This window comes from Pseudaminobacter salicylatoxidans (assembly GCF_003148475.1).
Taxonomy (GTDB): domain Bacteria; phylum Pseudomonadota; class Alphaproteobacteria; order Rhizobiales; family Rhizobiaceae; genus Pseudaminobacter; species Pseudaminobacter salicylatoxidans.
Genome location: NZ_QGGG01000004.1, coordinates 287,662 through 311,459, shown reverse-complemented (window position 1 = coordinate 311,459; position 23,798 = coordinate 287,662). Strand labels below are relative to the sequence as shown.

At 64.5% G+C, this 23,798-nt stretch carries 27 protein-coding genes and 1 tRNA gene; 13 read left to right on the top strand and 15 right to left on the bottom strand.

Features of this window, described 5'->3' with window-relative positions; translation table 11 throughout:
• The first annotated feature begins 6 nt into the window (after positions 1-6).
• Positions 7-369: a cell division protein ZapA gene (locus tag C7441_RS08150; RefSeq protein WP_109612411.1), complete on the top strand. Its 363-nt coding sequence runs from the start codon at positions 7-9 to the stop codon at positions 367-369.
• A gap of 203 nt (positions 370-572) precedes the next feature.
• Here the strand turns inward: C7441_RS08150 and rpoH are convergent, their stop codons facing one another.
• Positions 573-1,484: an RNA polymerase sigma factor RpoH gene (rpoH, locus tag C7441_RS08145; RefSeq protein ID WP_019172859.1), complete on the bottom strand. Its 912-nt coding sequence runs from the start codon at positions 1,482-1,484 to the stop codon at positions 573-575.
• A 174-nt stretch (positions 1,485-1,658) separates the two neighbouring features.
• Positions 1,659-2,687 carry an RluA family pseudouridine synthase gene (locus C7441_RS08140; RefSeq protein WP_109612410.1) on the bottom strand — a complete coding sequence of 343 codons (1,029 nt, stop codon included), beginning with the start codon at positions 2,685-2,687 and terminating at the stop codon, positions 1,659-1,661.
• 31 nt (positions 2,688-2,718) lie between these two features.
• On the opposite strand from C7441_RS08140, the gene C7441_RS08135 reads away from it, so the two are divergent.
• The gene (locus tag C7441_RS08135) at positions 2,719-3,108 is read left to right on the top strand and encodes a fimbrial protein (protein ID WP_109612409.1); all 390 of its coding nucleotides are present in this window, start codon (positions 2,719-2,721) and stop codon (positions 3,106-3,108) included.
• A 125-nt stretch (positions 3,109-3,233) separates the two neighbouring features.
• A tRNA-Glu gene (locus C7441_RS08130) sits at positions 3,234-3,308 on the top strand.
• Between the two features lie 121 nt (positions 3,309-3,429).
• Here C7441_RS08130 and C7441_RS08125 read toward each other — a convergent pair.
• Together C7441_RS08125 and htpX are read right to left on the bottom strand one after the other, a co-directional pair.
• Positions 3,430-4,833 (bottom strand): RsmB/NOP family class I SAM-dependent RNA methyltransferase, encoded by a 1,404-nt coding sequence (locus C7441_RS08125; protein WP_109612408.1) that lies wholly within the window; start codon positions 4,831-4,833, stop codon positions 3,430-3,432.
• Positions 4,824-5,840 (bottom strand): zinc metalloprotease HtpX, encoded by a 1,017-nt coding sequence (gene htpX / locus C7441_RS08120; protein WP_109612407.1) that lies wholly within the window; start codon positions 5,838-5,840, stop codon positions 4,824-4,826. Before htpX ends, C7441_RS08125 begins: the two co-directional genes overlap by 10 nt.
• A gap of 109 nt (positions 5,841-5,949) precedes the next feature.
• Here htpX and C7441_RS08115 point away from each other — a divergent pair, with 109 nt between their 5' ends.
• Positions 5,950-6,171, top strand: a complete 222-nt coding sequence (locus tag C7441_RS08115) for a DUF1674 domain-containing protein (protein WP_109612406.1) — start codon at positions 5,950-5,952, stop codon at positions 6,169-6,171.
• Between the two features lie 69 nt (positions 6,172-6,240).
• A complete protein-coding gene (locus C7441_RS08110; RefSeq protein WP_244916083.1) occupies positions 6,241-6,702 on the top strand; it encodes a thermonuclease family protein in 462 nt (153 codons plus the stop codon).
• A gap of 141 nt (positions 6,703-6,843) precedes the next feature.
• Here C7441_RS08110 and C7441_RS08105 read toward each other — a convergent pair whose 3' ends face one another.
• Entirely contained in the window at positions 6,844-7,659 is an 816-nt protein-coding gene (locus C7441_RS08105; RefSeq protein WP_109612463.1) for a lytic murein transglycosylase, read from the bottom strand.
• A gap of 219 nt (positions 7,660-7,878) precedes the next feature.
• Entirely contained in the window at positions 7,879-8,082 is a 204-nt protein-coding gene (locus C7441_RS08100; RefSeq protein WP_019172852.1) for a YdcH family protein, read from the bottom strand.
• A gap of 238 nt (positions 8,083-8,320) precedes the next feature.
• Between C7441_RS08100 and C7441_RS08095 the strand changes: the two genes are divergently transcribed.
• Complete coding sequence (locus C7441_RS08095; RefSeq protein WP_019172851.1) at positions 8,321-8,500, top strand: YdcH family protein; 180 nt, start codon at positions 8,321-8,323, stop codon at positions 8,498-8,500.
• Positions 8,501-8,693: 193 nt separating this feature from the next.
• Here C7441_RS08095 and C7441_RS08090 read toward each other — a convergent pair whose 3' ends face one another.
• Both C7441_RS08090 and C7441_RS08085 read right to left on the bottom strand, forming a co-directional pair.
• Positions 8,694-9,935: an MFS transporter gene (locus C7441_RS08090; RefSeq protein WP_109612404.1), complete on the bottom strand. Its 1,242-nt coding sequence runs from the start codon at positions 9,933-9,935 to the stop codon at positions 8,694-8,696.
• A gap of 156 nt (positions 9,936-10,091) precedes the next feature.
• A complete protein-coding gene (locus C7441_RS08085) occupies positions 10,092-10,283 on the bottom strand; it encodes a DUF1192 domain-containing protein (RefSeq protein WP_170125045.1) in 192 nt (63 codons plus the stop codon).
• Positions 10,284-10,421: 138 nt separating this feature from the next.
• Here C7441_RS08085 and C7441_RS08080 point away from each other — a divergent pair, with 138 nt between their 5' ends.
• Positions 10,422-11,402 carry an NAD(P)H-quinone oxidoreductase gene (locus tag C7441_RS08080; RefSeq protein WP_170125047.1) on the top strand — a complete coding sequence of 327 codons (981 nt, stop codon included), beginning with the start codon at positions 10,422-10,424 and terminating at the stop codon, positions 11,400-11,402.
• 172 nt (positions 11,403-11,574) lie between these two features.
• On the opposite strand, the gene ppa is transcribed toward C7441_RS08080, so the two are convergent.
• The 5 genes from ppa to C7441_RS08055 all read right to left on the bottom strand — a co-directional run bounded on the left by ppa (position 11,575) and on the right by C7441_RS08055 (position 14,947).
• Entirely contained in the window at positions 11,575-12,111 is a 537-nt protein-coding gene (gene ppa, locus C7441_RS08075; RefSeq protein WP_109612401.1) for an inorganic diphosphatase, read from the bottom strand.
• Between the two features lie 114 nt (positions 12,112-12,225).
• Positions 12,226-12,732 (bottom strand): GNAT family N-acetyltransferase, encoded by a 507-nt coding sequence (locus C7441_RS08070; protein WP_019172846.1) that lies wholly within the window; start codon positions 12,730-12,732, stop codon positions 12,226-12,228.
• An 86-nt stretch (positions 12,733-12,818) separates the two neighbouring features.
• Positions 12,819-13,463 (bottom strand): TPM domain-containing protein, encoded by a 645-nt coding sequence (locus C7441_RS08065; RefSeq protein WP_109612400.1) that lies wholly within the window; start codon positions 13,461-13,463, stop codon positions 12,819-12,821.
• A 1-nt stretch (position 13,464) separates the two neighbouring features.
• On the bottom strand, positions 13,465-14,307 hold the full coding sequence (locus C7441_RS08060; RefSeq protein ID WP_109612399.1) for a TPM domain-containing protein: 843 nt from the start codon (positions 14,305-14,307) through the stop codon (positions 13,465-13,467).
• 16 nt (positions 14,308-14,323) lie between these two features.
• Positions 14,324-14,947 (bottom strand): LemA family protein, encoded by a 624-nt coding sequence (locus C7441_RS08055; RefSeq protein WP_109612398.1) that lies wholly within the window; start codon positions 14,945-14,947, stop codon positions 14,324-14,326.
• A gap of 167 nt (positions 14,948-15,114) precedes the next feature.
• On the opposite strand from C7441_RS08055, the gene C7441_RS08050 reads away from it, so the two are divergent.
• The 4 genes from C7441_RS08050 to C7441_RS08035 all read left to right on the top strand — a co-directional run bounded on the left by C7441_RS08050 (position 15,115) and on the right by C7441_RS08035 (position 17,732).
• A complete protein-coding gene (locus tag C7441_RS08050; protein ID WP_026060516.1) occupies positions 15,115-15,363 on the top strand; it encodes a hypothetical protein in 249 nt (82 codons plus the stop codon).
• A gap of 5 nt (positions 15,364-15,368) precedes the next feature.
• Positions 15,369-16,253 carry a pyridoxal kinase PdxY gene (pdxY, locus tag C7441_RS08045; protein ID WP_109612397.1) on the top strand — a complete coding sequence of 295 codons (885 nt, stop codon included), beginning with the start codon at positions 15,369-15,371 and terminating at the stop codon, positions 16,251-16,253.
• Complete coding sequence (locus C7441_RS08040) at positions 16,250-17,026, top strand: DUF429 domain-containing protein (RefSeq protein ID WP_109612396.1); 777 nt, start codon at positions 16,250-16,252, stop codon at positions 17,024-17,026. Before pdxY ends, C7441_RS08040 begins: the two co-directional genes overlap by 4 nt.
• A gap of 61 nt (positions 17,027-17,087) precedes the next feature.
• Entirely contained in the window at positions 17,088-17,732 is a 645-nt protein-coding gene (locus C7441_RS08035; protein WP_109612395.1) for a carbonic anhydrase, read from the top strand.
• Between the two features lie 109 nt (positions 17,733-17,841).
• Here the strand turns inward: C7441_RS08035 and C7441_RS08030 are convergent, their stop codons facing one another.
• Complete coding sequence (locus tag C7441_RS08030) at positions 17,842-19,068, bottom strand: multidrug effflux MFS transporter (RefSeq protein ID WP_342353266.1); 1,227 nt, start codon at positions 19,066-19,068, stop codon at positions 17,842-17,844.
• Positions 19,069-19,070: 2 nt separating this feature from the next.
• Positions 19,071-19,547 carry a MarR family winged helix-turn-helix transcriptional regulator gene (locus tag C7441_RS08025; protein WP_109612393.1) on the bottom strand — a complete coding sequence of 159 codons (477 nt, stop codon included), beginning with the start codon at positions 19,545-19,547 and terminating at the stop codon, positions 19,071-19,073.
• Positions 19,548-19,703: 156 nt separating this feature from the next.
• Here C7441_RS08025 and C7441_RS08020 point away from each other — a divergent pair, with 156 nt between their 5' ends.
• Positions 19,704-21,758, top strand: a complete 2,055-nt coding sequence (locus C7441_RS08020) for a M3 family metallopeptidase (protein WP_109612462.1) — start codon at positions 19,704-19,706, stop codon at positions 21,756-21,758.
• Positions 21,759-21,930: 172 nt separating this feature from the next.
• The gene (typA, locus tag C7441_RS08015) at positions 21,931-23,757 is read left to right on the top strand and encodes a translational GTPase TypA (RefSeq protein WP_019172835.1); all 1,827 of its coding nucleotides are present in this window, start codon (positions 21,931-21,933) and stop codon (positions 23,755-23,757) included.
• The last annotated feature ends 41 nt before the right edge of the window (positions 23,758-23,798 follow it).

Genomic DNA, 23,798 nt, shown 5'->3' with positions numbered 1-23,798 from the left:
GGTCCCATGGCGCAAGTAACTGTCACGATCGACGGCAAGACCTATCGCATGGCATGCGATGAGGGGCAGGAAGAGCACCTCATGGACCTTGCCCAGAATTTCGATCTCTATGTCTCGCATCTGAAGGATTCTTTCGGCGAGATCGGCGACCAGCGCCTGACGGTCATGGCCGGCATCATGGTGATGGACGAACTGTCCGAACTGCGCAAGCGCGTGAAGGGCATGGAGGGCGAGATCACCACCCTGCGCAAGACCCGCGACGAAGCCCTGCAGAAGGCCGGCAAGAACGACGAAGCGCTGACCGGCGCGCTCTCAGGCCTTGCCCAGCGCATGGAAGACCTTGCCGAAAAGCTGGCGGCGCGGAAGTAGGACCAGCCGCCGCTTCGGTTCCGGACGGTCCCCGTTCCTCACTGCGCGGCTGTTGCGCTCATTTTCCGTCCCATTTTGGTCCCGGCCCATAGGCTTCACCGCGACAGCGGCAGCCGTGCCCGCCGGACATCAAGCCACAAAAAAACGCGCCGGCCGAAGCCGACGCGTTTTTGTTTTCAAGCCGAAGCTGCCGGACCGGATCGTCAGGCGGCGGGCTGGGCCTCGATGGTGCGCAGGGCCTGCGCCTGCCGCTTGGCGGCGGCCTTGACGGCGTCCTGCACCTTCTCGAAGGCGCGCACCTCGATCTGGCGCACGCGCTCGCGACTGATGTCGAATTCGCCGGAAAGCTCTTCCAGCGTCATCGGATCTTCCGAAAGACGGCGCGCCTCGAAGATGCGGCGTTCGCGGTCGTTCAGCACCGACATGGCGCCTGCGAGCATGCCGCGCCGGTTTTCCAGCTCGTCCTGCTCGATCAGCATTTCTTCCTGGCTGTCATGGTCGTCGACCAGCCAGTCCTGCCATTCGCCGGACTCGCCCTCGGTGGCGCGGATCGGCGCGTTCAGCGAAGCGTCGCCTGACAGGCGGCGGTTCATCGAAACGACCTCTTCCTCGCTGACGTTCAGACGCGTCGCGATCTCGGCGATCTGTTCGGGCCGCAGGTCGCCATCGTCAAGCGCCTGGATCTTGCCCTTCACCTTGCGCAGGTTGAAGAACAGACGCTTCTGGTTGGCGGTGGTGCCCATCTTCACGAGGCTCCACGAACGCAGGATGTATTCCTGGATCGATGCCTTGATCCACCACATGGCGTAGGTCGCCAGGCGGAAGCCGCGTTCGGGCTCGAATTTCTTCACGGCCTGCATGAGGCCGACATTGCCTTCCGAGATGACCTCGCCGATCGGCAGGCCATAGCCGCGATAGCCCATGGCAATCTTGGCCACGAGCCGCAGATGGCTGGTGACAAGCTTGTGGGCCGCATTGGTGTCGTCATGCTCCTGGTACCGCTTGGCGAGCATGTACTCTTCCTGCGGCTGCAACATCGGAAAACGACGGATTTCTTCCAGATAGCGGCTCAGGCCGCCTTCCCCGGAAACGATGCTTGGTAATGTCTGGGCCATGATAGCGCCCTCCCTCTTGAAGGATTTGCCCCCTGATTCAGGCAGGCATATGACACCGATGCCTCACGCGCTCCGGCGTCAAATATGGTTATACAGGAACAAAGCGGGAAAAGCACCCATTTGTTCAACGCGAAACAGACTGTCACGCTAAAGTGAACAAACGAAGTCAAGTTTTCACAACTTGCGGAAACCCTCGATGATTTCGGCCATATCCCCCGGCAGCGGTGCCTCGAACTTCATGACCATATGGGTATCGGGATGACGAAATTCCAGTAGGCGTGCATGCAGGGCCTGTCGCGGCAGCGCCGCAACCTGCGACCTGAGCGGTTCGGGCAGCCGGTTGGCCTTGGTGCGGAAGGCGGTGCCGTAGTCGGGATCGCCCACGACCGGATGGCCGATATGGGCCATGTGCACGCGAATCTGGTGCGTGCGCCCGGTTTCCAGCCGGCATTCCACCAGCGCGGCCTCAACGCTGCGGGCATCGGCCTGCCCGTAGCGCTCCAGCACGGTGTAGTGCGTCACGGCATGGCGCGCGTCGTCGCGGGTCTCGGGCACCACGGCGCGGCGTACACGGTCGGCGGCGCGACCGAGCGGGGCGTCCACCGTTCCGGCCATGCGGGCGGGGATGTTCCAGACCAACGCGACATAGGCGCGCTTCAGGTCGCCCTCGCGCCCATGGTCGGCAAAAGCCTCCGACAGCGCCTTGTGCGCCTTGTCGGTCTTGGCCGCGACCATGACACCGGACGTGTCCTTGTCGAGACGATGGACGATGCCGGGCCGCTTCACGCCGCCGATGCCCGAGAGGCTGTCGCCGCAATGGTGGATCAGCGCATTGACCAGCGTGCCTGTCCAGTTGCCGGCGCCCGGATGGACGACGAGGCCGGTCGGCTTGTTGATGACGATGAGCTGGTCGTCCTCGTAAAGAATATCGAGCGCGATGTCCTCGCCCTGCGGCTCGGCCGGCTCCGGTTCGGGCATCTGCACCGTCACGCAGTCGGCCTCGGCCATCTTGCGCTTGGCCTCGGTGACGGCCATGCCATTGACCGAAACCGCACCCTGGCGGATGAGCGCCTGCACGCGATTGCGCGAAAAATCCGGGCCCAGTGCGGCGGCGAGCCATTGATCGAGGCGCGTACCTGCGGCGTCGGCGCCGGCGCTGAGCTCTTTCATTCCGTGACCGGCTTCGCTATCAGGGTCGCTCATTGCGTCTCAACAATCCGGAACCGTTTCGATAATGGCATCGCCCAACCTGCACGACGAAGACGAAAAGCCGCTCGACCCTGCGGTCGAGAAGGTCCGCCGCAAGCTGGTGCGTTTCGTCGCCATCAATCTTGGCCTGCTGTTCATCGCCCTTATGGCCGTGCTTGGGGCGGTTGTCTACAAATCCGACATCTTCAGGTCCGAGACGCCGGTAGCCGGCAATACCCTCGTGCCTTCGCCGGCCGAAGGCGCCTTCCTGTCGGGCGAGATCGCGCTGCCGGCCGGTGCGAAGATCGTTTCGCAGTCACTGTCGGGCAACCGCATCTCGATCGAGGCGGAGCTTGCCGACGGCAGCCGCGCCATCTTCCTCTACGACTTCGCCGCGCGCCGCATGATCGGCCGTTTCGCGGTGACGCAGCAGTAAATGGCTCGCGGGCCGGGCGTGGTTGAAAAGCCACGTCGCCGGCCCGCCGTCCACATCCTTTGCACATGCCGCAAGAATCGCGGTTGCGTTTTGCGAAAGCCTCGCCTATATGGCGCAAGTCTTCCGCGCCCATCGTCTAGCGGTCAGGACGGCGCCCTCTCACGGCGCAAACAGGGGTTCGATTCCCCTTGGGCGTACCAATCCCTCCATTATCCATGAATAGCCGGCTTTTCACGCCAGCGCGTTGGCGTTGTCGGTATCCCGCGCGGCAAGCCGAAACGGCAGCGCCTGCGCGCCGCCGAATCATCTGTATATGCCTGTTCAGGCGGTGCGGCGCAGCCGTGCGGCAAAGAAGCCGTCGAGTCCGGAAAGCTCTGGCGAGCCCATGTCCATGTCGGCCGGTGTCGTGCGCAGCGTGCCCTGCGGCGTCAGGAACGGATCGATGCCGGCAATCTCGCCCGGCCGGATCGGATCGTCGGTGATGCCGGGAGTGGCGAGGAAGGCGGCATGCATCTCCTCGCCCTCCAGCGGGTCGAGCGAGCAATTGGAAAAGACGATGCGGCCGCCGGGCTTGACCAGCATTGCGGCGCGGGCGAGCAGCCGGCCTTGCAGGTCGGCGAGTTTGGCGATGTCGTCCGGCGTCTTGGTCCAGGGCACGTCCGGATGGCGGCGCACGGTGCCGGTGGACGAGCAGGGCGCGTCGAGCAGCACCGCATCGAACAGGTCTTCCGGCTCGAAACGCAGAATATCGGCCTGCACGGTCCTTGCCGAAAGCCCAAGGCGGGCGAGGTTCTGTTCCAGCCGCACCAGACGGTTTTTAGAACTGTCGATGGCCGTGACGCGCGCTCTGGCGGCCAGAAGCTGCGCCGTCTTGCCGCCGGGTGCGGCGCACAGATCGGCGACATGCAGGCCCGCGACATCGCCGAACAGGCGGGCGGGCAAGGCGGCGGCCGCATCTTGCACCCACCATGCGCCATCGGCAAAGCCGGGCAGGTCGGGCACGTTGGCGGGCAGGTGCGCAACGCGCACCGAGCCGGTTGGCAGCACGATGCCGCCGAGCTTTTCGGCCCAATGCACGGGATCGGCCTTCACGGTGAAATCGACCGGCGCCTCGATGCGATGAATGTCGAGGATGCGGGCGGCGGAGTCCGCGCCATAGGCGCTGCTCAGGCGCCCGGCAAACCAGTCGGGTGCGTCCTGCGTGCGCGCCAGCATGGCGGGAAGCTCGACATCCTTGCCGCGCACGATGGCGCGCAGCACGCCATTGACCAGACCGGAAAAGCGGGCGGTGCGCGGGTCGGCCTTGGCGTGGGTGACAGCGAGATCGACGGCGGCGCTGTCGGGAATGTCGAGGAACAGGATCTGTGCGGCGGCCACGTTGAGGATGTGGGAAAGCGCCGTGGCATTGGCCGGCAGCGGTCGTTCCAGCCGGGCTGCAATCAGATTGTCGATGGTGCGGCGATAGCGCAGCGCGGTGATCAGAATGGCACGCACCAGGGCACGGTCGCGCATGTCGAGCGCACGGAATTGCGGATGGCCATGATCATGATCGGTCAGGCCATCGAGCGAGGTGTGGGCGTCGATGACGGCGGCCAGCAGCCTTGCGGCGGCCTTGCGCGCGGCAAGGCCGGGCGTGCCGTTGCCGTCCCCGCGTTCGGGGCCGGCAGGTCTGGAAAGGGATTTTTTCGGTTTCGGGCGCCGGCGCTCGTCCACCTTCACGACCATGGACCCTTCGGCCGCGCCGGATTGTTGCCCCAGGGTCCGGCATCAGGCTCGGAAGGCTTCGCTCCCCACGGTCCGCCCTCGTTGCGCGGCGCGATGTCGCGCGGTGCGCCTGAACGGATATTGACCTCGCTGGTGCTCATGCCGCCGCTGCCGCCCATGCCCTGGCTGGCCATCTTCTGCAGCGCGGCGATGCGGTTTTCGGTGTCGGGGTGGGTGGAAAACAAATTGTCCATGCGCTCGCCGGAAAGCGGATTGATGATGAAGAGAGGCGCCATGGCGGGATTGCGCTCTGCTTCGGGGTTGTGGATGCGTTCGACGTTGCGGGCGATCTTGTCAAGGGCGGAAGCCAGCCACAGCGGCTGGCCACAGATTTCGGCGCCGCGCCGGTCGGCCGAATATTCGCGCGTGCGGCTGATCGCCATCTGCACCAGCATGGCCGCGAAGGGCGCGACGATGATCGCCACCAGAACGCCAATCATGCCGAGCGGGTTGTTGTTCTCGCGATTGCCGCCCCCGCCGAGGAAGAAGGCGAAATTGCCGAGCATGGAGATGGCGCCGGCAAGCGTGGCGGTGATCGTCATGGTCAGCGTGTCGCGGTTCTGGACATGCGCAAGCTCATGCGCCATCACGCCGGCCACTTCTTCGTGCGACAGCCGCTCCAACAGGCCGGTCGTGGCGGCGACCGCCGCGTTCTGCGGGTTGCGGCCGGTGGCAAAGGCATTGGGCTGCGGATTGTCGATGAGATAGACCCTGGGCATGGGCAGGCCGGCGCGCCTGGCCAGTTCGCGCACGATGGCGTAATATTCGGGCGCATTGCGCTCATCGACCTCGACCGCGTTGTTCATGCGCAGAACCATCTTGTCAGCGTTCCAGTAGCTGAAGAGGTTCATCGCAGCCGCGATCAGGAAGGCGATGACCATGCCGTTGCCGCCGCCGATCAGATATCCGACCGCCATGAACAATGCGGTCATGAAGGCCAGCAGCATTGCGGTGCGTATCGTGTTCATCGTCGTCTCCGTTGGGGCGGCGGTGGGAACGGGTCGATCATCGGCCCTTGTTTCGCTATATGATGGGTAGCAACCCGTTCAGTTTCAATCGCGTTTGCGAGGAGTTTCCATGGCAGAAAATGCCCCAGACAGTGCCGCCCCGCAGGATGAACGTGCCGCGCCGCGCGCGCTGACGCCGGCTGCCGAACGGGCTTTGAAGGAAGCCGACGCGCGGCGCAAGGCCTATCTGGAAAAGGAGGCGGCGGTTCCGCGCGAACTTGGCGGGCGCGGGGGCAAGGAGCCCGCACGATATGGCGACTGGGAAGTGAAGGGCATCGCCAGCGATTTCTAGCGCGCGACGAGCGCATTCCCAAAGGCGAAAACCGTTGCTGAGAACCCGAAATAGGAATAAATACCTTGAATGGGTTTGCAACGAATCGCCGGAATGGGGAACGCGCGTCCAGCCGCGCTGCTGGCCATGTCGCTCGCCGGCCTTCAGCCCGCTGGCGCCGGGCAGGATTTTGCCGGGCCGGTTGCCGCGCGCGTCGTCGAGGTGCTGGACGGCGACACGTTCGTTGCGGATGCCCATGTCTGGCCCGGCCAGACGGTACGGGTGAACATCCGCATACGCGGCATCGACGCGCCGGAAATGAAAAGCCGCTGCGTGCGCGAGCATTCCGCCGCAATCGAGGCGCGCGAGGTTCTGGCCGGACTGCTTGAGGATGGCGAGGTTTCGATCTCCAATATCGGCGGTGCCAAATATTACGGCCGGGTGCTGGCCGATGTCTCGACGCGCGACGGTTCGGCGGTGGGGGAAATCCTGCTCGACCTGGGACTGGCGCGGCCCTATTGGGGTGGCCGGCGTGCCGGCTGGTGCAAATAGAGCACGATCCCGAACCGAAGGACCGCGCTATGGCTGCACGCAGCCATCGCCAAAATGCGAAAGCCCGGACGGTTGGTCCGGGCTTTGCTGTTTTTCGTTCTGCGGCAATGCCCGAAAGGGCCTGTCTGCAGGATTGCGATCTCAGTTGGCGATCTGGCTTGCGAACCGGGCCAGCGCCTGCTGATAGATCGTGGCGCGGTTCCACTCGTTCCACATGGCGTAGTTGACCTCGCCCGGACCGTAGCCGCCGCCCGCTCTCCAGCCGTGCCCCTTCAGGAAGTTCGCCGTGGAGGCCAGCACGTCCGAGCGCGAATGGATCAGGTCGCGGTGGCCGTCGCCGTCGAAATCGACGGCATATTGCAGATATTTCGACGGCAGGAACTGCGTCTGCCCCAGTTCGCCAAAACCCGCGCCCTTCATCTGGTTGGCCGAGATGTAGCCCTTCTGGGCGATCTCAAGGGCCGAATCGAGCTCGTTGGTGAAGAAGGCCGAGCGGCGGCAGTCATAGGCAAGGGTGGCCAGCGGCTGGAACACGCTCTTGTTGCCGGAATTGGCTCCGAACCCGGTTTCCATGCCCCAGATGGCCAGCAAAACCTCGGGTTGCACGCCGTAGCGCTGCTCGATCTTGGCGAACAGGCCGGCATTCTGCTTCCACAGGCTCTTGGCCTTCTTCACATAGGAGGCCGGCGCGCGGCGGGCCATGAACTGGTCCAGCGTGCCCTTGAACGCGCCCTTCTGGTTGCGGTCGATGCGGATGACGCCGGTGTCGTATTTGATGCCGGCCAGCGGCGCGGTATCGATGCCGCGTGCCTTGGCTTCGGCCTTGTAGCTTTGCAGCCAGGCAGCGAAACCGCTGCCGTCATTGCCGCACTGCGCCGCATACACGCTGCCGGTCGAAAGACCGAGCATGGCGAAGGCGGCAGCCGCAAAAATCTTTCCCTTGGCAAAAACTGCCATGCTGCTCTCCTGGTTGCCTGAATCACATTCCGGCGCGCTTTCCGCCAGCAAAACGCTTGGCAGGACATGGTTAATATGAGGTTCATGCCCTGTCCCTCGGGCGCGCGAGGGATCAATTCCCCTATGATCAAGGGCATAATGTGGCAATAGGGAAAGATACCGGCATCGCAACCGTGCCCGAATGCGCCTCGTCCGCGACAGGCGATCGGCGCACGCCGTTCAGGCGATGATGTCGGGAATGATCCTGTCTTCCAGCTTGGAAAGCTTGTCTTTCAGGATCAGCTTCTTCTTTTTCATGCGCTGGATTTGCAGGGGATCGCAGGCGGTTGCAATCATCGCATTGATTGCCGCGTCGAAGTCGGCATGTTCCTGCTTCAGCTTTGCAAACTCAAGACGAATCTCGGTCTGTTCCTGATCTGACATATCTACCGTCTGCAGAATTCCGAACGCCGCAAGCGTCGGCGGGAGAAGCCGGAAGCACCATGCCCGCCGACCCGATCTTCATATCACATTTCACACATTCAGGAAATGCTACCAAGCCCTATTCGACATAGGCGAAAACTGGTGGCAGACTGTCATCATACCGTCACAGGGCAAGGCGCGACGGTGAGTCGCCCGGTGGCGCGTATGATCGAGGAAACCATCAAAGGGAGTACCAATCATGTCTCTTGCCAACCATCTTGAAGAGTTGCAGCGGAAGCACGGCGATATCGAGCGTGAACTGGTCATGGCCATGAATCATCCGTCCGTGGATGATCTCGAAATCGCCTCTCTCAAGCGACGCAAGCTGGCCATCAAGGACGAGATTGAAAAACTGAAGGGAAAGGTCACCACCCACTGAATCACGTTTCCTGAAAACCGCGCGCCCAGACGCGCATGACATGCCGGCGGCGACAAACCCTGTCACCGCCGGAACGGATACGTGAATTCAGGATTCCACTCCCCTGCCGGCTCGCATGGACAGCCGGAATCACCCGAATCAGCTATAGAGACGATACGCGCGAGCATGATCGCTGCCCGCACGCGGGCTGCGATCAGGCATCTTCTTCCGCCCGTGGGTCGAGGCGCGCCACTTCGGGCGTGACGCCGCGTTCGGCGGGCAGCGTCTTGAACGCCTCGCGCTCTTCCAGCGGTACCGGGGCGCGCCGGCGAATGCGCAGCAGCGTGTAGCCGGCAAGAACAAAATGGGCCAGCGCGGTCGCCAGAAACAGGCTTTCGGGGCTGAGCGGCCCCATCAGGCCCGCGCCGATCATCGGCCCGATCATGGTTCCGAAGCCGTAGAGCAGCAGCAAGCCGCCCGAGACCTTTACGAAATCCTCGGCCGATGCGTGGTCGTTGGCATGCGCGACCGCCAGCGAATAGAGCGTATAGGCGAGGGCGCCATAGGCGGCGGTCATGGCGATGACCGCCGTGCCGCCGCGCGGAGCGATGATGAAGATCAGCACGCCCACCAGGGCGGCGCCGAAGGAGGCGGCCGCCAGCACGAAACGGCGATCGGTCCTGTCGGATATGCGGCCCATCGGCATTTGCATGACGGCGCCGGCGACGACGACCAGGCTCATCATCAGCGCGATCTGGGGTGTCGAGATGCCGATGCGCGCGCCGTAAACCGCGCCCAGCGTGCCCCAGGCGCCATTGGCGACGCCGATCAGCAGACAGCCGAAGAAGGCGACGGGCGAATTGGCATAGAGTCCCTTCAGGTTCAGCGAGACGTCCTGCAGCGGCTTTGGATGCGCGGCGGTCGAGACGGCGGTGGGAATGAGCGATGCGCAGAAGAAGATGCCGGTGACCATGAACAGCGAGGCGCTGCCCACATCGCCCGCCGCGACGATCATCTGGCCGGCCATGATGGAGGCATAGGTCACCATCATGTAGAGGCCGAACACGGTGCCGCGGTTCTCGTTGGTGGCGCGTTCGTTGAGCCAGCTTTCGATGATCATGAAGGCGCCGGCCATGACGAAGCCGGTGGCGGCGCGCAGCACGATCCAGATCGCCTCGTCGATCCACAGGCCGGTCAGCAGGGCGATGATCGCGGCGCAGGCGGCGAAGGTGCCGAAGGCGCGCACATGGCCAGCCCGCCGCACCAGTCGCGGCGCCAGGAAGCAGCCGGCCACGAAACCGCCCGCCCAGGCGGTGCCCATCAGGCCGAGAGCGGCGGTCGAAAATCCCTCGGCCTGGCCGCGCAGCGGCAGGAGCAGGCCATGAAGCCCGGAGCCGGCCAGCAGGAACGCCGTGCCGCGCAGAAGCGAGAAGATCGGCCTGTAGGTTGCGAGCATGCGTCTATCCGGCGAATCGAAATGAACTGGAAGGTTGCCTGAACAATAGCGGCTTTTCGGCTTTTCAGCGGCGTGACAGCGACATTGCGTGGCTCGGTCCGCCGGGTGAAGCGCTGGCCGGCGCGCAAGCCGGGCGCAATGGGAGGGGTGCGAACCTCACCGGCGAAACAGCGATTCTGCCGCGTTTTTCGTGGCGTCCCTGGTCTTCAGCTCGGCCTCGAGCCGGCCGATCTCGGCCTTGAGTTCCTCGATATGCCGGGCAAGGTCGGCCACCGACATCAGCGACACGTCCTGTCCCACCACATAGGCCGTGGAGGGTTTCTTCGGTTCGTCGTCGAAGAGCGCCATTGCCATCTCCCGGATTGTGCGTTTGCCTGTTCGTCCCACAGACTACATAAGGGACATGACGATGCAACGGCGGACGCGCCTCCCTGCGTCCGCAAGGAGAGGGAGAAGAGACGGAACATGACTTCAATACCCGACAAGATGACGGCGGTTGCGATTTCCACCCCCGGAGGGCCGCAGGTGCTGAAGCCCGAGCAACGCGACGTGCCGCGCCCCGAGGCAGGCGAAATCCTCATTCAGGTGAAGGCCGCCGGCGTCAACCGTCCGGACGTGCTGCAGCGCAAGGGCGCCTATCCGGCCCCGCCCGGAGCCTCCGACCTGCCGGGCCTGGAAGTGGCCGGCGTCGTGGCGGCTGTCGGCGAAGGCGTGACGCGCTGGAATGTCGATGACCGCGTCTGCGCGCTGACGCCGGGCGGCGGTTATGCCGAATATGCGATCGTGCACGGCACCAATGCGCTGCCCTTGCCGCAGGGCTTCACCTTCAGCGAGGCGGCGGCGCTGCCCGAAACCTTCTTTACCGTGTGGCACAACGTGTTCGAGCGCGGCGGGCTGAAGAGCGGCGAGACGCTGCTGGTTCATGGCGGCACGTCGGGCATCGGCACCACCGCCATCCAGCTCGGCAAGGCTTTCGGCGCCCGCGTCATCGTGACGGCGGGAACGCCGGAGAAATGCGAGGCCTGCGAAAAACTCGGGGCCGACCGCGCCATCAACTACCGCACGGAGGATTTCGTGGCGGTGGTGAAGGAGGTGACGGGAGGCAAGGGCGCCAATGTCATCCTCGACATGGTGGGCGGCGACTATGTCGCGCGCAACTATTCCGCGGCGTCGGTGGAAGGCCGCATCGTGCAGATCGCCACGATGGGCGGCGCGGTGGCCAGCGCCGATTTTTCCAGGCTCATGCTCAAGCGGCTGGTGCATACCGGCTCGACGCTGCGGCCGCGCCCCGTCGAGGTCAAGGCGGGCATCGCCGCCGGGCTGGAGGCGCAGGTCTGGCCGCTTCTGGCCACACGCCGGATCGCGCCGGTCATGGACATGATCTTCCCGCTGCGCGAGGCCTGGCGCGCGCATGAGCGCATGGAGGAAGGCGACCATATCGGCAAGATCGTACTGGACGTGGCGTAGTTCTGGACCATGATGCCGAACCGAAGCGGCTTCGGACGGCATCACGGTCTGTCTGATTGATTTGCCGCATGTGTGCGACGCCAAGTGATCCCACTTGGCTGCAACATGCTTCAGTACCAACGAAAAAGGCCGGCTGCGTGGGCCGGCCTTTTTCAACTGATGGAAGGTGCGATCAGCCCTTCTGCGCGTTGTAGCGCTCGACCGCTTCCAGGATCATCTTCTTGGCGTGGGCGGAATCCTTCCAGCCGCCGATCTTCACCCACTTGCCGGGCTCCAGATCCTTGTAGTGCTCGAAGAAGTGCTGCACCTGCTGCAGGGTGATCTCGGGAAGCTGGTTGTATTCGGTGATGTTCTCGTAGCGGCGGGTGATGTGCGCGGAAGGCACGGCAATCACCTTCTCGTCCTCGCCGGCATTGTCCTCCATCACCAGAACGCCGATCGGGCGCACGCTGATGACGCAGCCCGGAATCAGCGCGCGGGTGTTGCACACCAGCACGTCGATCGGGTCGCCGTCGCCCGACAGCGTGTGCGGGACGAAGCCGTAATTGCCGGGATAGCGCATCGGCGTATAGAGGAAGCGGTCGACGAAGAGCGTGCCGGCATCCTTGTCCATCTCATACTTGATCGGCTCGCCGCCGACCGGAACCTCGATGATGACGTTGACGTCTTCGGGCGGGTTCTTGCCCGTGGGTATTGCTTCCATGCGCATGAGCGAGAGGTCTCCTTTTCGGGCCAGCAAATAGCCCCCGAAGGCGTTGCGCGCAACAGGTGCAAGCTCTCCTTGCGCCTCAACAATTGCGTTTTTGCGCTTATGTCCGTGAAATCAGTCCCAGACGAAGGCGACCTTGCGCAGCGCCTTCTGGTCGAAGACCTCGACACCCTCGGCGACATCGCGGCCACCGGCGCCGGCATAGAAGGCCAGCGCGTTGTCATTGTCCTCCAGCGCCCAGACCACCAGCCCCTTGAGGCCGTGAGCGGCGAGCTTTTCGCGCGCGGCGGCAAACAGCCGGCTGCCCAGCCCGATGCCCTGATATTCCGGCCGCAGGTAAAGCTCGTAGATCTCGCCCTGTTGCGGCAGTTCGCGGGCGCGGTTGCGGCCTACCGTCGCATAGCCTGCAACGCGGCCGCCGATCTCCACGACCAGCACGGTCGCCGCGCGCTGGATGGCATTGGACCACCAGGCGCCACCGCGCCGGTTGATCATCGCCGTCAGCGCGCGATGCGGGATGATGCCGGCATAAGCGCCCTGCCATGCCAGACGATGCACATCGGCAATGGCATCGGCGTCGCGAGGTTCCGCCCGGCGAATATCTATGGAGAGCGTCGTCATGATTTGTTAACCATAAATCCCGCGCATGCCGGTGGCAAGCAAGCGATGCATTCGCCTCGCACGCTTTTGACTTCAATGCGGTCGGCTCAGATTTCCACCAGATGGTCGTCGAGTTCGTTGCGGTCGCCGGGGCGGATCGGGAAATGCGTTTCCAGATGCGCGCCGACGGCTGCGATCGCCGCGACGAAGCCCTCGGCCAGCCTGTTCTGCCCGGCATGGTTCACCAGCCCGGCCACGATGTCGTCCCAGGCTTTCTGCGGCACATGAAGGTTGATGCCACTGTCGGCCACCACGGCCGCGTAGCGCTCGGCCAGCGAAACGAAGATCAGCACGCCGGTGCGCTCGGCGGTCGTATGGACGTTGCGGGCAAGGAACTGCTTCATGGCATTGTCGTGGGCGCGGCGATAGCGCAGGCCGCGCGGTACGAACCAAAGCCGGATTCCCGGCACCAGCCACAGCAGCGCCAGCGCGGCCGCCGCCGCCAGAAGCTGGGCGGCGACGAAGACCGGCAGCCGCAGGCTGATCCACCAATATTCGAGCGCGAAGGCGGCTGGCAGGCTCAGAATCAGGATAGCCCCGAGCACGAAGCAGGCGGCCGGGAAGAAATAGCTGTCGCTGACGCGGGCCACCACGCAGTAGATTTCACCGGCCGTGCGTTTCTCGGCCTCGCGGATGGCTTCGGCAATGCGGGCGTGATCTGAAGCCGCGATGCTGCTTTTGACCGTTGCCATCTTACCAGCTCCCCGACGATCCGCCGCCGCCTGACGATCCGCCGCCACCGGAAAAGCCGCCGCCGCCCGACCAGCCGCCGCCACCCCCGGACCAGCCGCCACCGCCGACCCAGCCGCCGCCCGACCCGCGCGAACGGTTGCTGTAGTTGAAGTCCATGCCGAGCCAGCGATAGCGGCCGGGCGCGATCTTGCGGCCGAACATGCGCGGCAGGATGGCCATGGCGAAGCCGCCAAAGAAGAGCGTGGCCCACAGCAGGAAGAAAATCAGCGCCACGACCTCCTCGGAGTCCATGCCGCTGCTTTGCTCCTGGTTGCGCCTGGCACGCGCCTCCAGCTCCTCGGCATTGCCGTTCAGCACCATGATGATGTCGTCGACGGCCTTGTCGATGCCGCCGGCGAAATCGCCGGCACGGAAGGCCGGCACCATGTCGTTTTCGATGATCAGGCGCGAATGCAGGTCGGTCAGCGTGCCCTCCAGCCCGTAGCCGACCTCGATGCGCATCTTGCGGTCGCCCTTCGCCACCAGCAGCAGGATGCCGTTGTTCTCGCCGATCTGGCCAAGCTTCCAGGCGCGGAACAGCCGGTTGGCGTAGGGCTCGATCGCCTCGCCGTCGAGGCTGTCGATGGTTGCCACCACGATCTGGTCGGACGATCTCTTCTCGAAATCGGCAAGCTTCTGCTCCAGCGCCGCGCGCTGGGAAGGGCTCATCATGCCGGCATCGTCGACGACACGGCCGGTCAGCGCCGGCAGTCCGGCGGCCAACGCCGTCATGGCGACGAAAAGAAGGGCCGCCAGCGCGGCCAGAGTGGCCGCGACATTTCCGATACGGACTGGCCTGGTCATGCTGCCGGGGCCTGCGTCAGTTGAAGTTCACCTTCGGCACTTCGATCTTGTCTTCCGACACGGTGAAGTTCTGGAAAGGCTGGGCATCGGTGAACCAGAATTTTGCCCAGAGCATCGTCGGGAAGGTCCGCAGCGACGTGTTGTAGACGCGCACTGCCTCGATATAGTCGCGCCGCGCCACCGCGATGCGGTTTTCCGTACCTTCGAGCTGCGCCTGCAAGGCAAGGAAATTCTGGTTGGCCTTGAGGTCGGGATAATTTTCCGTGATGGCCAGCAGCCGCGACAGCGCGTTGGTGAGGCCGGACTGGCTTTCCTGGAAGGCCTTGAACTTTTCCGGATCGTTCAGCGCCTCGGGCGGCAATGTGGTCTGGGTCGCCTTGGCGCGGGCTTCCACCACGGCATCCAGCGTTTCCTTTTCGTGCGAGGCGTAGCCCTTCACCGTCTCGACCAGATTGGGAATGAGGTCGGCGCGGCGCTGGTACTGGTTCAGCACTTCGCTCCAGGCCGCCTTGGCCTTTTCCTCATTGGTTGGAATGGTGTTGAAGCCGCAGCCTGCCAGCAAGGGCAGCACGAAGGCCATGAGCAGGAAAGCCGGCAAGACACGCAAGGCCGGAAGCGAAAGACTGCGCTGGGCGAACATCTAATATCCCCATGGTCCATGATCGAACGTCTCATAAGTAGCACAGTCCTCGCGCGAGGAAATGGCAACGAGGCGCGGCAAGACGAAATTGGCGATTGATTCCCGGCCTTTGCGCTGTCAATGCCACGTCCGAAACGCTACAGTTGCCTGTAAACGAGGCCGGAAACGTGGCTGAACGGGATCGGGACAGGACACTGGAATCGCGACGCATCCTCGAGCGCGTGTCGCGCGAGGCCGATAGCGGCGCCATGTCTGTCGTGGCGCGTGTCGCCAGAAAGACACGCAACCATGTTACGGCGGGCGATGCCGATGACCGGATCGAACAGATCGGCACGCGTATCGGCCGCGTGCTCGGCCTTCTCATATGTGCCGGGCTCCTGCTCTGGCTTTTGATCTTCCTGCTGCGAGGCGCTTGAATTCCATGACATCCGAAATTGCCGGCACGCCGCGCGCGGTCATCGTCGTTTCCAGCCATGTCGCCCGCGGATCGGTGGGCAACCGCGCCGCCGTCTTCGCGCTGGAAACGCTGGGCTATCCGGTCTGGGCGGTGCCCACGGTCATCCTGCCCTGGCATCCGGGACATGGCCGCGCCACGCGTATTGTACCGGATCCGGAACAATTCGCCGCGCTGATGAAGGATCTGGAAAACGCGCCCTGGCTGGGCGAGGTCGCGGGCGTGCTCTCGGGCTATCTGGGCGATGCCGGGCAGGCGGCGGCGGTGGCCTCGCTGGTGAAAGCCGTGCGGGCAAAGAACCCCAGCGCGCTCTATGTCTGCGATCCGGTGATGGGCGATCTCGGCGGGCTCTACGTGCCCGAAGCGCTGGCGGTGGCGCTGCGCGACATGCTGCTGCCGCTGGCCGACATCGCAACTCCGAACCGCTACGAGCTGGAATGGATCGTCGGTGAAAAGCTTGCCGACCAGCGCGCCGTGATGGAGGCGGCCATGCGCGCGGGGCCGCCCAACATGCTGGTCACGTCCGCGCCGGCGATGATGGCGGGCAGCACCGGCAACCTGCTGGTGACGCCCACCGCCGCCTTGCTGGCCGAGCACCGCACGGTGCCGCGTCCGCCCAACGGGCTTGGCGATCTCACCGGCGCGGTGTTCCTCGCGCGGCTCTTGTCGGGCCAGACGATGGAGGCGGCATTGCAGTCAACCACCGCATCCGTGTTCGAGATCCTGGCGCGCACGGCCAAGCGCGGCGGCGACGAGTTGCAGCTTGCAACGGATGCCCAAAGCCTGTCGCACCCCATGGCCATGGTCCATCTCAGCCGCCTGCTGCGGCCGGAGCGGAACAAGCGCGCATGACCGCAGCGCCGGCCGGACGTACAGTTGCCGGGGCGGATGGCTGCAAGGCCGGTTGGGTCGCGGTATGGCGCCGACCCGAAGCGACGCCCGAAACGCGCGTGTTCTCCAGCTTCGCCGAACTCATCGCATATTTGCCGCAGGATGCGGCGATCGCCGTGGACATGCCGATCGGCCTGCCGGAGTTTTCCGGTTACGGCGGGCGTGGCCCCGAGGCGCTGGTGCGGCCGCTTCTCGGCGCGCGGCAATCCAGCGTCTTTTCCATCCCTTCGCGCGCGGCGGTCTATGCCGATACGAACGGGTTCACGACGCTGGAGACCTGGTATGAGGCCCATCGCAGGGCAAGCGCGGTGGCTCGCGCCACTTCCTTGCCGTCGCGCGGTGTGTCCATCCAGGCATTCGGCATTTTCTCCAGGATCCGCGAGTTGGACATAATGCTGCGCGAGCAGCCCGCACTCATTGGCCGCGTCATTGAATCCCACCCGGAGGTGGCGTTCTGGCAGCTCAATGGCGGGCAGGCGATGGCGCTGCCCAAGAAGATCAAGGGTCGCGTCAATCCGGCAGGCATGGCCGAGCGCAAGGCGCTTCTGGAGGACAAGGGCGTGCCGCGCGCCTTTCTCGATATGCCGCCGCCGCGCGGGGCCGGGGAAGACGATTTTCTGGACGCAACGGCGGTGATGCTGGTGGCGGCGCGTTTCGCGCGTGGCGAGGCGATCTCGTTTCCGGACCCCGCGGGCATGGACGCGCACGGCCTGCCGATCGCGATCCGGGTGTAAAATCCACCGAAGCCCGCGCAATTGCGTTGATTGGAGACGGCTTTGGTTTTATTGCCGTCGCATGACCCATCTCCCAGAGAAGCTTCTCACAGGTTACCACAACTTCATGCACGGCCGCTTCGAGGTCGAAAGCGACCGCTATCGAAGGCTGGCGCAAGAGGGGCAGGCGCCCGACACGCTGGTGATTGCCTGTTGCGATTCACGCTCGGCCCCGGAAACCATCTTCGACGCCGGCCCCGGCGAACTGTTCGTGCTGCGCAATGTCGCCAATCTGGTGCCGCCCTACGAGCCCGATGGCGAGTTTCACGCCACGTCGGCGGCACTGGAATTCGCCGTGCAGGCGCTGAAGGTCAAGAACATCGTCGTCATGGGCCACGGCCGTTGCGGCGGTATCAAGGCGGCGCTCGACCCGGCGATGAAGCCGCTCTCGCCCGGCGATTTCATCGGCCGCTGGATGAGCCTTCTGGCGCCTGCAACCGAAGCGGTTGCAGGCAACAGCATGATGACCACCACCGAGCGCCAGACGGCGCTTGAACGCATCTCGATCCGCTATTCCATCGCCAATCTGCGCACCTTTCCCTGCGTGAAGATCCTCGAGGACAAGGGCAGGCTCACGATTTACGGCGCATGGTTCGATATCTCGACCGGCGAGTTGTGGGTGATGAACAAGGAAACCGGCGATTTCGAGCGGCCAGAGGCCGGCTGACCCGGAGCCTTCCAGCACAAGGTGCGAAGCGGCTTTGCGGCCGCAAATGCGCGGAAGCGGATAGGGCGGTCTCGACGGCTTCGTCAAAAGGGAGACCGCTCCAGCCCCATTACGGGTGTCGCGAGGTCGTCTGGTGCGGCTCCGGGAGTGTGCGCCAGATCACCCAGGACAGGATGGCGATCAGGCCCATGATCGGAATGATGGTCGCGACGGCAACGACCGTATCGGCCACCATCGCCGCGCAGGCGCTGCCGAGCAGGCCCGCGCCCATCTGGAAAAAGCCCATCATGGCCGAGGCGGCGCCGGCATTCTTCTGGAAGGGTGCCATGGCCGCCGTGCTCATGGCCGGCATGACATAGGCGATGCCGAAGGCGTAGACCCCCACCGGCACCATGACGTTGTAGAAATTCGGCTCGAACAGCCGCAGGCCGATCGCCAGCGCAAGGCTCGCCACGCCGATGCAGACGAGGCCCACCGGAACCAGCCGGAAAGCGCCGAAACGGCCGATGAGGCGGCGCAGCACCAGCGACCCGACCAGATAGCTCGCCGACTGGATCATCATGCCCACGCCGAACTGCGTCGGCGTCAGCCCCACGCGCTCCATCATCACGAAGGGAAGCACGGAGGCGAGCACATAGAGCGCGCCGGCCGAGCCGCCGATGGCGAGGCTGGAGAGCGTGAAATAGGGCGTGCCCAGGATCAGGGCGTAGTTCTTGAGCAACTGGCGCGGACGCAGCCGCGACGGATCGCGCATTACCGTCTCGCGCATGGAAACCATCGTCACCGCCACGACCAGACCGCCCATGGCCACCATCAGCAGGAAGATGGCATGCCAGCCGAACAGCTCCATGGTGAAGCCGCCCAGCGTGGGCGAAACCGCCGGGCCGATGGCCAGAATGATACCGATGAGGTTCATGATGCGCGCCGAGCGCTCATGGGTGAAGAGGTCGCGCACCAGAGCACGCGAAACCGCCACGCCCACTGCCGCGCCCACGCCTTGCAGGAAGCGCGCCGCGATCAGCATCTCGATGGTGGGCGACAGCAGCGCGAAGATGCTGCCGGCCAGATAGATGGCCATGAACGCGACTGTCACCGGCCTGCGGCCGAAGGCATCCGACAGCGGCCCGCAGGCGAGTTGGGCAAAGGCGAAGCCGCCAAAATACAGCGACATCGTCATTTTCACCGCAGATTGCGTGGTGCCGAAGGCATGCACGATCTCGGGCATGGCCGGCGTGAACAGCGACAGGGACATCGGCCCGATGGCCGCCATCAGGCCGCCGATCAGCGCCACCCGGCGCTCGCTCATCACCGCAGCCGGCTGGAGGGGCGTTTGCATGTTCATCCGGATGCGGCTTCCCTGGCGCCCGGTTCGGACTTGGCGGCCGACAGCGTGGCGCGCACCGTCTTGAGAAGGTCGAGCAGGCGGTCCCAGTCTTGTGGCGTGATCCCCAGCGACGCGTCGGCGCGAATGGAGGCGCTGATGGGCGCCATGCGCTCCAGCATCTCGCCGGCCTTTTCGGTGACATGGACGAGCTTCGCGCGGCGGTCGGTCGGATCGGGCTGCCGCTCGACAAGCCCCTGCGCTTCCAGCCGGTCGAGTGCGGCACTCAGCGTCATCGCTTCCACGCCCATGCGCTCGGCCAGCACGTTCTGGCGCACGACGCCGGCGCGGGCGGCATGCGAGAGCGTGCGCCCTTCGGCGGGCGTCAGGCCGAGACCTGCCTCGCCGATACGGCGGTCCATCTCGGCGCGGATCAGCCGCGCCACATCCGTGACCAGGAACCCGAAGCTGTCGGGGTTGACCTTGTAGACCATAAAATTAGTAATGATACCTTATTATAAGCGTTCCTTATAAAATGTTCCTGCCCGCGTCAAGAGTTGCGCGCGCCGGGACCGCGCCTTACATCGGTCGTGACCGCCGGTTTCGTGCCGGCCCCGCCGACCATCCGTCCGCAAGAGAAAGAGCTGCCCATGTCTTCCGAAATCGCCGTCGATCTGAAGAGCAATCCGCTGACGCTGTGGAACGGGCCGCTCGGCCTGCCGGATTTTTCACGCATCGGCGATGGCGATTTCGCGCCGGTCTTTGAGGCGGCTCTGAAGGCGCATGAGGCCGAGATCGGGGCGATCGCCGGCAATCCTGACAAGCCCACGGTCGAAAACACGCTTGCCGCGCTGGAGCTTTCGGGCGATGCGCTGGACCGCGTCTCGGCCATCTTCTGGTGCCGGGCAGGGGCTCACACCAACAAGACCATCCAGGCGCTGGAGCGCGACATCTCGCCCAAGATGGCGCGGCACTATTCGGCGATCTCGATGAATGCGAAGCTCTTCGCCCGCATCGACGGTCTCTATCGGCGCCGCGACACGCTGGGTCTCGATGCCGAGACGCTTCGCGTGCTGGAACGGACATGGAAAGGCTTCGTGCGCGCCGGCGCAAAGCTCGACGACGAGGGCAAGAAGCGGCTGGCAAGCATCAATGAGGAGCTTGCCGGGCTGGGTGCGCATTTCGGCCAGAACGTTCTGGCCGACGAGGCCGACTGGGCGCTGTTCCTCGACGCGGATGCTCTTGCCGGCCTGCCGGAATTTGTCAAAAGCGCCATGGCGCAGGCCGCCGAGGCGCGCGGCCAGAAGGGCCGTTATGCGGTGACGCTGTCGCGCTCGATCTACGAGCCCTTCACCACTTTCTCCGAGCGCCGCGACCTGCGCGAAAAGGCCTACAGGGCTTTCATCATGCGCGGCGAGAATGGCGGCGATACTGACAATAGCGGGATCGTGGCGAAGACGCTGGCGCTGCGCGCCGAAAAGGCAAGGCTGCTCGGCTACGAGAACTATGCGGCGCTGAAGCTCGACGACACCATGGCCAAGACGCCATCGGCCGTGATGGCGCTGCTGGAGCCGGTCTGGGACAAGGCGCGCGAGAAGGCGGCGGCCGATGAGGCGGAACTGCAGCGCATCGCCGCCGCCTCCGGCTCCAACGACAAGCTCGCCGCCTGGGACTGGCGCTTCTACCAGGAGAAGCTGCGCGCCGAAAAATACGCCTTCGACGAGGCCGAGCTGAAGCCGTATCTCCAGCTTGAGCGCGTCATCGATGCCTGTTTCGACGTGGCCAACCGCCTGTTCGGCGTCAGCTTCGTGGAAAAGAAGGGCATTCCCGCCTGGCATCCGGATGTGCGCCTCTTTGAGGTGAAGAACGCCGACGGCAGCCATCGCGCCCTGTTCCTGGCCGATTATTTCGCGCGTTCGTCCAAGCGCTCGGGCGCGTGGATGAGCTCGCTGCAATCCGGCTACAAGCTCGGCAAGGGCTCCAGCCCGATCATCTACAACATCATGAATTTCGCGAAACCCGCCGAAGGCGAGCCGGCTCTGCTGTCGCTGGACGAGGCCAGGACCCTGTTCCACGAATTCGGCCATGCATTGCACGGTATGCTCACCGAAGTCACCTGGCCGTCCGTGTCGGGCACCTCCGTCTCGCGCGATTTCGTGGAACTGCCCTCGCAGCTCTACGAACATTGGCTGACCGTCCCGCAGGTGCTGGAAAAGCATGCGCTGCATTTCAAGACCGGCGAGCCCATGCCCAAGGCGCTGCTCGACAAGATGCTGGCGGCAAAAACCTTCGGCGCGGGCTTCGCGACGGTCGAGTTCGCGGCGTCGGCGCTGGTCGACATGGCTTATCACGCGCGCGCCGATGCGCCGAGCCAGCCGCTTGCCTTCGAGGCCGAGACGTTGAAGGCGCTCCACATGCCCGACACCATCGCCATGCGCCACCGCACGCCGCATTTCCAGCATGTGTTCTCGGGCGAGGGCTATTCGGCCGGCTATTATTCCTACATGTGGTCGGAAGTGCTCGATGCCGACGCTTTCTCGGCCTTCGAGGAGACCGGCAATGCCTTCGATCCGGCCATGGCCGAGCGTTTGCGCAAATACATCTATTCGGCCGGCGGTTCGGCCGATCCGGAAGAGCTCTACACGCATTTCCGCGGCAAGATGCCGACGGCCGACGCCATGATGGAGAAGCGCGGGCTCGTCTGACCGCCAGTTCCGCCGCCCGGTCCGGATGATTTTTTCGCATGTCTGCGGCCCGTTTCGGCGGGCCGTTTTGCGTGCGCCTCTTTCGCATTTGCGAAAAACCATGTAAGAGCGCGCGCAAGTGAAACGCGGGGCGTCGCCTTTCCGGCGCCCGCCAACCCTCCTCGGAACCCATATGAAACTCCGCAATATCGCGATCATCGCGCACGTTGACCATGGCAAGACGACGCTGGTCGATGCGCTCCTGAAACAATCCGGCTCCGTGCGCGACAACCAGCGCGTCGCCGAGCGCGTGATGGACTCGGGCGATATCGAAAAGGAACGCGGCATCACCATTCTGGCCAAGGCCACCTCGGTGGAATGGAAGGATACGCGCATCAACATCGTCGACACGCCCGGCCACGCCGATTTCGGCGGCGAGGTGGAGCGCATCCTCAACATGGTCGATGGCGCCATCGTGCTGGTGGACGCCGCTGAAGGCCCGATGCCGCAGACCAAGTTCGTGGTCGGCAAGGCGCTCAAGGTCGGCCTCAAGCCGATCGTCGCGGTCAACAAGATCGACCGTCCCGATGCCCGTCACAACGAGGTCATCAACGAGGTGTTCGACCTTTTCGCAGCGCTCGACGCCACTGACGAGCAGCTCGACTTCCCCATCATGTACGGCTCGGGCCGTGACGGCTGGATGGCCGAAAACCCGGAAGGCCCGAAGGATCAGGGGCTCGCGCCGCTGTTCGACCTCGTGCTCAAGCATGTGCCGGAGCCCAAGGTCGCGGAGGGTCCGTTCCGCATGATCGGCACCATCCTGGAGGCCAATCCGTTCCTCGGTCGCATCATCACCGGCCGCATCGAGGCCGGCACGCTGAAGCCGAACCAGCCGGTCAAGGTGCTGCACCATGACGGCACGCTGCTGGAAAATGGCCGCGTCTCCAAGATCCTCGCTTTCCGCGGCATCGACCGCCAGCCCATCGAGGAAGCGCAGGCCGGCGATATCGTCGCCATTGCCGGGCTTTCCAAGGGCACCGTCGCAGATACGTTCTGCGATCCGGCCATCGCCGCGCCGATGGCGGCCCAGCCCATCGACCCGCCCACCGTCACCATGTCCTTCTTGGTCAACGACTCGCCGCTGGCGGGCACCGAGGGCGACAAGGTCACCAGCCGCGTCATCCGCGACCGCCTGTTGAAAGAGGCTGAGGGCAATGTCGCGCTGAAGATCGAGGAATCGGCCGACAAGGACAGCTTCTACGTTTCCGGTCGCGGCGAACTGCAGCTTGCCGTGCTGATCGAAACCATGCGCCGCGAAGGCTTCGAGCTTGCCGTGTCGCGTCCGCGCGTCGTCATGCAGAAAGACGAGAACGGCCAGCTGCTCGAGCCGATCGAGGAAGTCGTCATCGACGTGGACGAGGAACATGCCGGCGTCGTCGTGCAGAAGATGTCGGAGCGCAAGGCCGATATGACGGAACTGCGCCCTTCGGGCGGCAACCGCCAGCGTCTGGTCTTCCATGCGCCGACGCGCGGCCTTATCGGCTACCAGTCGGAACTCCTGACCGACACGCGCGGCACGGCGGTGATGAACCGCCTGTTCCACGCCTATGAGCCCTACAAGGGCGAGCTGCCCGGCCGTGTCAACGGCGTCCTGATCTCGAACGATCAGGGCGAGGCGGTTGCCTATGCGCTGTTCAACCTCGAAGACCGCGGCCCGATGGTCATTGACGCCGGCGTGAAGGTCTATCAGGGCATGATCATCGGCATCCATAGCCGCGACAACGACCTCGAGGTCAATGTGCTGAAGGGCAAGAAGCTCACCAACATCCGCGCCGCCGGCAAGGACGAGGCGGTGAAGCTGACCCCGCCGATCCGCATGACGCTGGAGCGCGCGCTGTCCTGGATCCAGGACGACGAACTGGTCGAGGTGACGCCGAAGTCGATCCGCCTGCGCAAGATGTATCTCGACCCGAACGAGCGCAAGCGCTTCGAGAAGTCGAAGACCGTCGGCGCCGCCTGATTGCCCAGCCAAACCTGTGGCGCATCGCTCTCAAGCGGTGC

What these genes read in the sequence shown, in the direction of transcription:
- C7441_RS08150 (WP_109612411.1), top strand. Translation starts at nt 7, where the DNA reads ATGGCGCAAGTAACTGTCACGATCGACGGCAAGACCTATCGCATGGCA.
- rpoH (WP_019172859.1), bottom strand. Translation starts at nt 1,484, where the DNA reads ATGGCCCAGACATTACCAAGCATCGTTTCCGGGGAAGGCGGCCTGAGC.
- C7441_RS08140 (WP_109612410.1), bottom strand. Translation starts at nt 2,687, where the DNA reads ATGAGCGACCCTGATAGCGAAGCCGGTCACGGAATGAAAGAGCTCAGC.
- C7441_RS08135 (WP_109612409.1), top strand. Translation starts at nt 2,719, where the DNA reads ATGGCATCGCCCAACCTGCACGACGAAGACGAAAAGCCGCTCGACCCT.
- C7441_RS08125 (WP_109612408.1), bottom strand. Translation starts at nt 4,833, where the DNA reads ATGGTCGTGAAGGTGGACGAGCGCCGGCGCCCGAAACCGAAAAAATCC.
- htpX (WP_109612407.1), bottom strand. Translation starts at nt 5,840, where the DNA reads ATGAACACGATACGCACCGCAATGCTGCTGGCCTTCATGACCGCATTG.
- C7441_RS08115 (WP_109612406.1), top strand. Translation starts at nt 5,950, where the DNA reads ATGGCAGAAAATGCCCCAGACAGTGCCGCCCCGCAGGATGAACGTGCC.
- C7441_RS08110 (WP_244916083.1), top strand. Translation starts at nt 6,241, where the DNA reads ATGGGTTTGCAACGAATCGCCGGAATGGGGAACGCGCGTCCAGCCGCG.
- C7441_RS08105 (WP_109612463.1), bottom strand. Translation starts at nt 7,659, where the DNA reads ATGGCAGTTTTTGCCAAGGGAAAGATTTTTGCGGCTGCCGCCTTCGCC.
- C7441_RS08100 (WP_019172852.1), bottom strand. Translation starts at nt 8,082, where the DNA reads ATGTCAGATCAGGAACAGACCGAGATTCGTCTTGAGTTTGCAAAGCTG.
- C7441_RS08095 (WP_019172851.1), top strand. Translation starts at nt 8,321, where the DNA reads ATGTCTCTTGCCAACCATCTTGAAGAGTTGCAGCGGAAGCACGGCGAT.
- C7441_RS08090 (WP_109612404.1), bottom strand. Translation starts at nt 9,935, where the DNA reads ATGCTCGCAACCTACAGGCCGATCTTCTCGCTTCTGCGCGGCACGGCG.
- C7441_RS08085 (WP_170125045.1), bottom strand. Translation starts at nt 10,283, where the DNA reads ATGGCGCTCTTCGACGACGAACCGAAGAAACCCTCCACGGCCTATGTG.
- C7441_RS08080 (WP_170125047.1), top strand. Translation starts at nt 10,422, where the DNA reads ATGACGGCGGTTGCGATTTCCACCCCCGGAGGGCCGCAGGTGCTGAAG.
- ppa (WP_109612401.1), bottom strand. Translation starts at nt 12,111, where the DNA reads ATGCGCATGGAAGCAATACCCACGGGCAAGAACCCGCCCGAAGACGTC.
- C7441_RS08070 (WP_019172846.1), bottom strand. Translation starts at nt 12,732, where the DNA reads ATGACGACGCTCTCCATAGATATTCGCCGGGCGGAACCTCGCGACGCC.
- C7441_RS08065 (WP_109612400.1), bottom strand. Translation starts at nt 13,463, where the DNA reads ATGGCAACGGTCAAAAGCAGCATCGCGGCTTCAGATCACGCCCGCATT.
- C7441_RS08060 (WP_109612399.1), bottom strand. Translation starts at nt 14,307, where the DNA reads ATGACCAGGCCAGTCCGTATCGGAAATGTCGCGGCCACTCTGGCCGCG.
- C7441_RS08055 (WP_109612398.1), bottom strand. Translation starts at nt 14,947, where the DNA reads ATGTTCGCCCAGCGCAGTCTTTCGCTTCCGGCCTTGCGTGTCTTGCCG.
- pdxY (WP_109612397.1), top strand. Translation starts at nt 15,369, where the DNA reads ATGACATCCGAAATTGCCGGCACGCCGCGCGCGGTCATCGTCGTTTCC.
- C7441_RS08040 (WP_109612396.1), top strand. Translation starts at nt 16,250, where the DNA reads ATGACCGCAGCGCCGGCCGGACGTACAGTTGCCGGGGCGGATGGCTGC.
- C7441_RS08035 (WP_109612395.1), top strand. Translation starts at nt 17,088, where the DNA reads ATGACCCATCTCCCAGAGAAGCTTCTCACAGGTTACCACAACTTCATG.
- C7441_RS08030 (WP_342353266.1), bottom strand. Translation starts at nt 19,068, where the DNA reads ATGCAAACGCCCCTCCAGCCGGCTGCGGTGATGAGCGAGCGCCGGGTG.
- C7441_RS08025 (WP_109612393.1), bottom strand. Translation starts at nt 19,547, where the DNA reads ATGGTCTACAAGGTCAACCCCGACAGCTTCGGGTTCCTGGTCACGGAT.
- C7441_RS08020 (WP_109612462.1), top strand. Translation starts at nt 19,704, where the DNA reads ATGTCTTCCGAAATCGCCGTCGATCTGAAGAGCAATCCGCTGACGCTG.
- typA (WP_019172835.1), top strand. Translation starts at nt 21,931, where the DNA reads ATGAAACTCCGCAATATCGCGATCATCGCGCACGTTGACCATGGCAAG.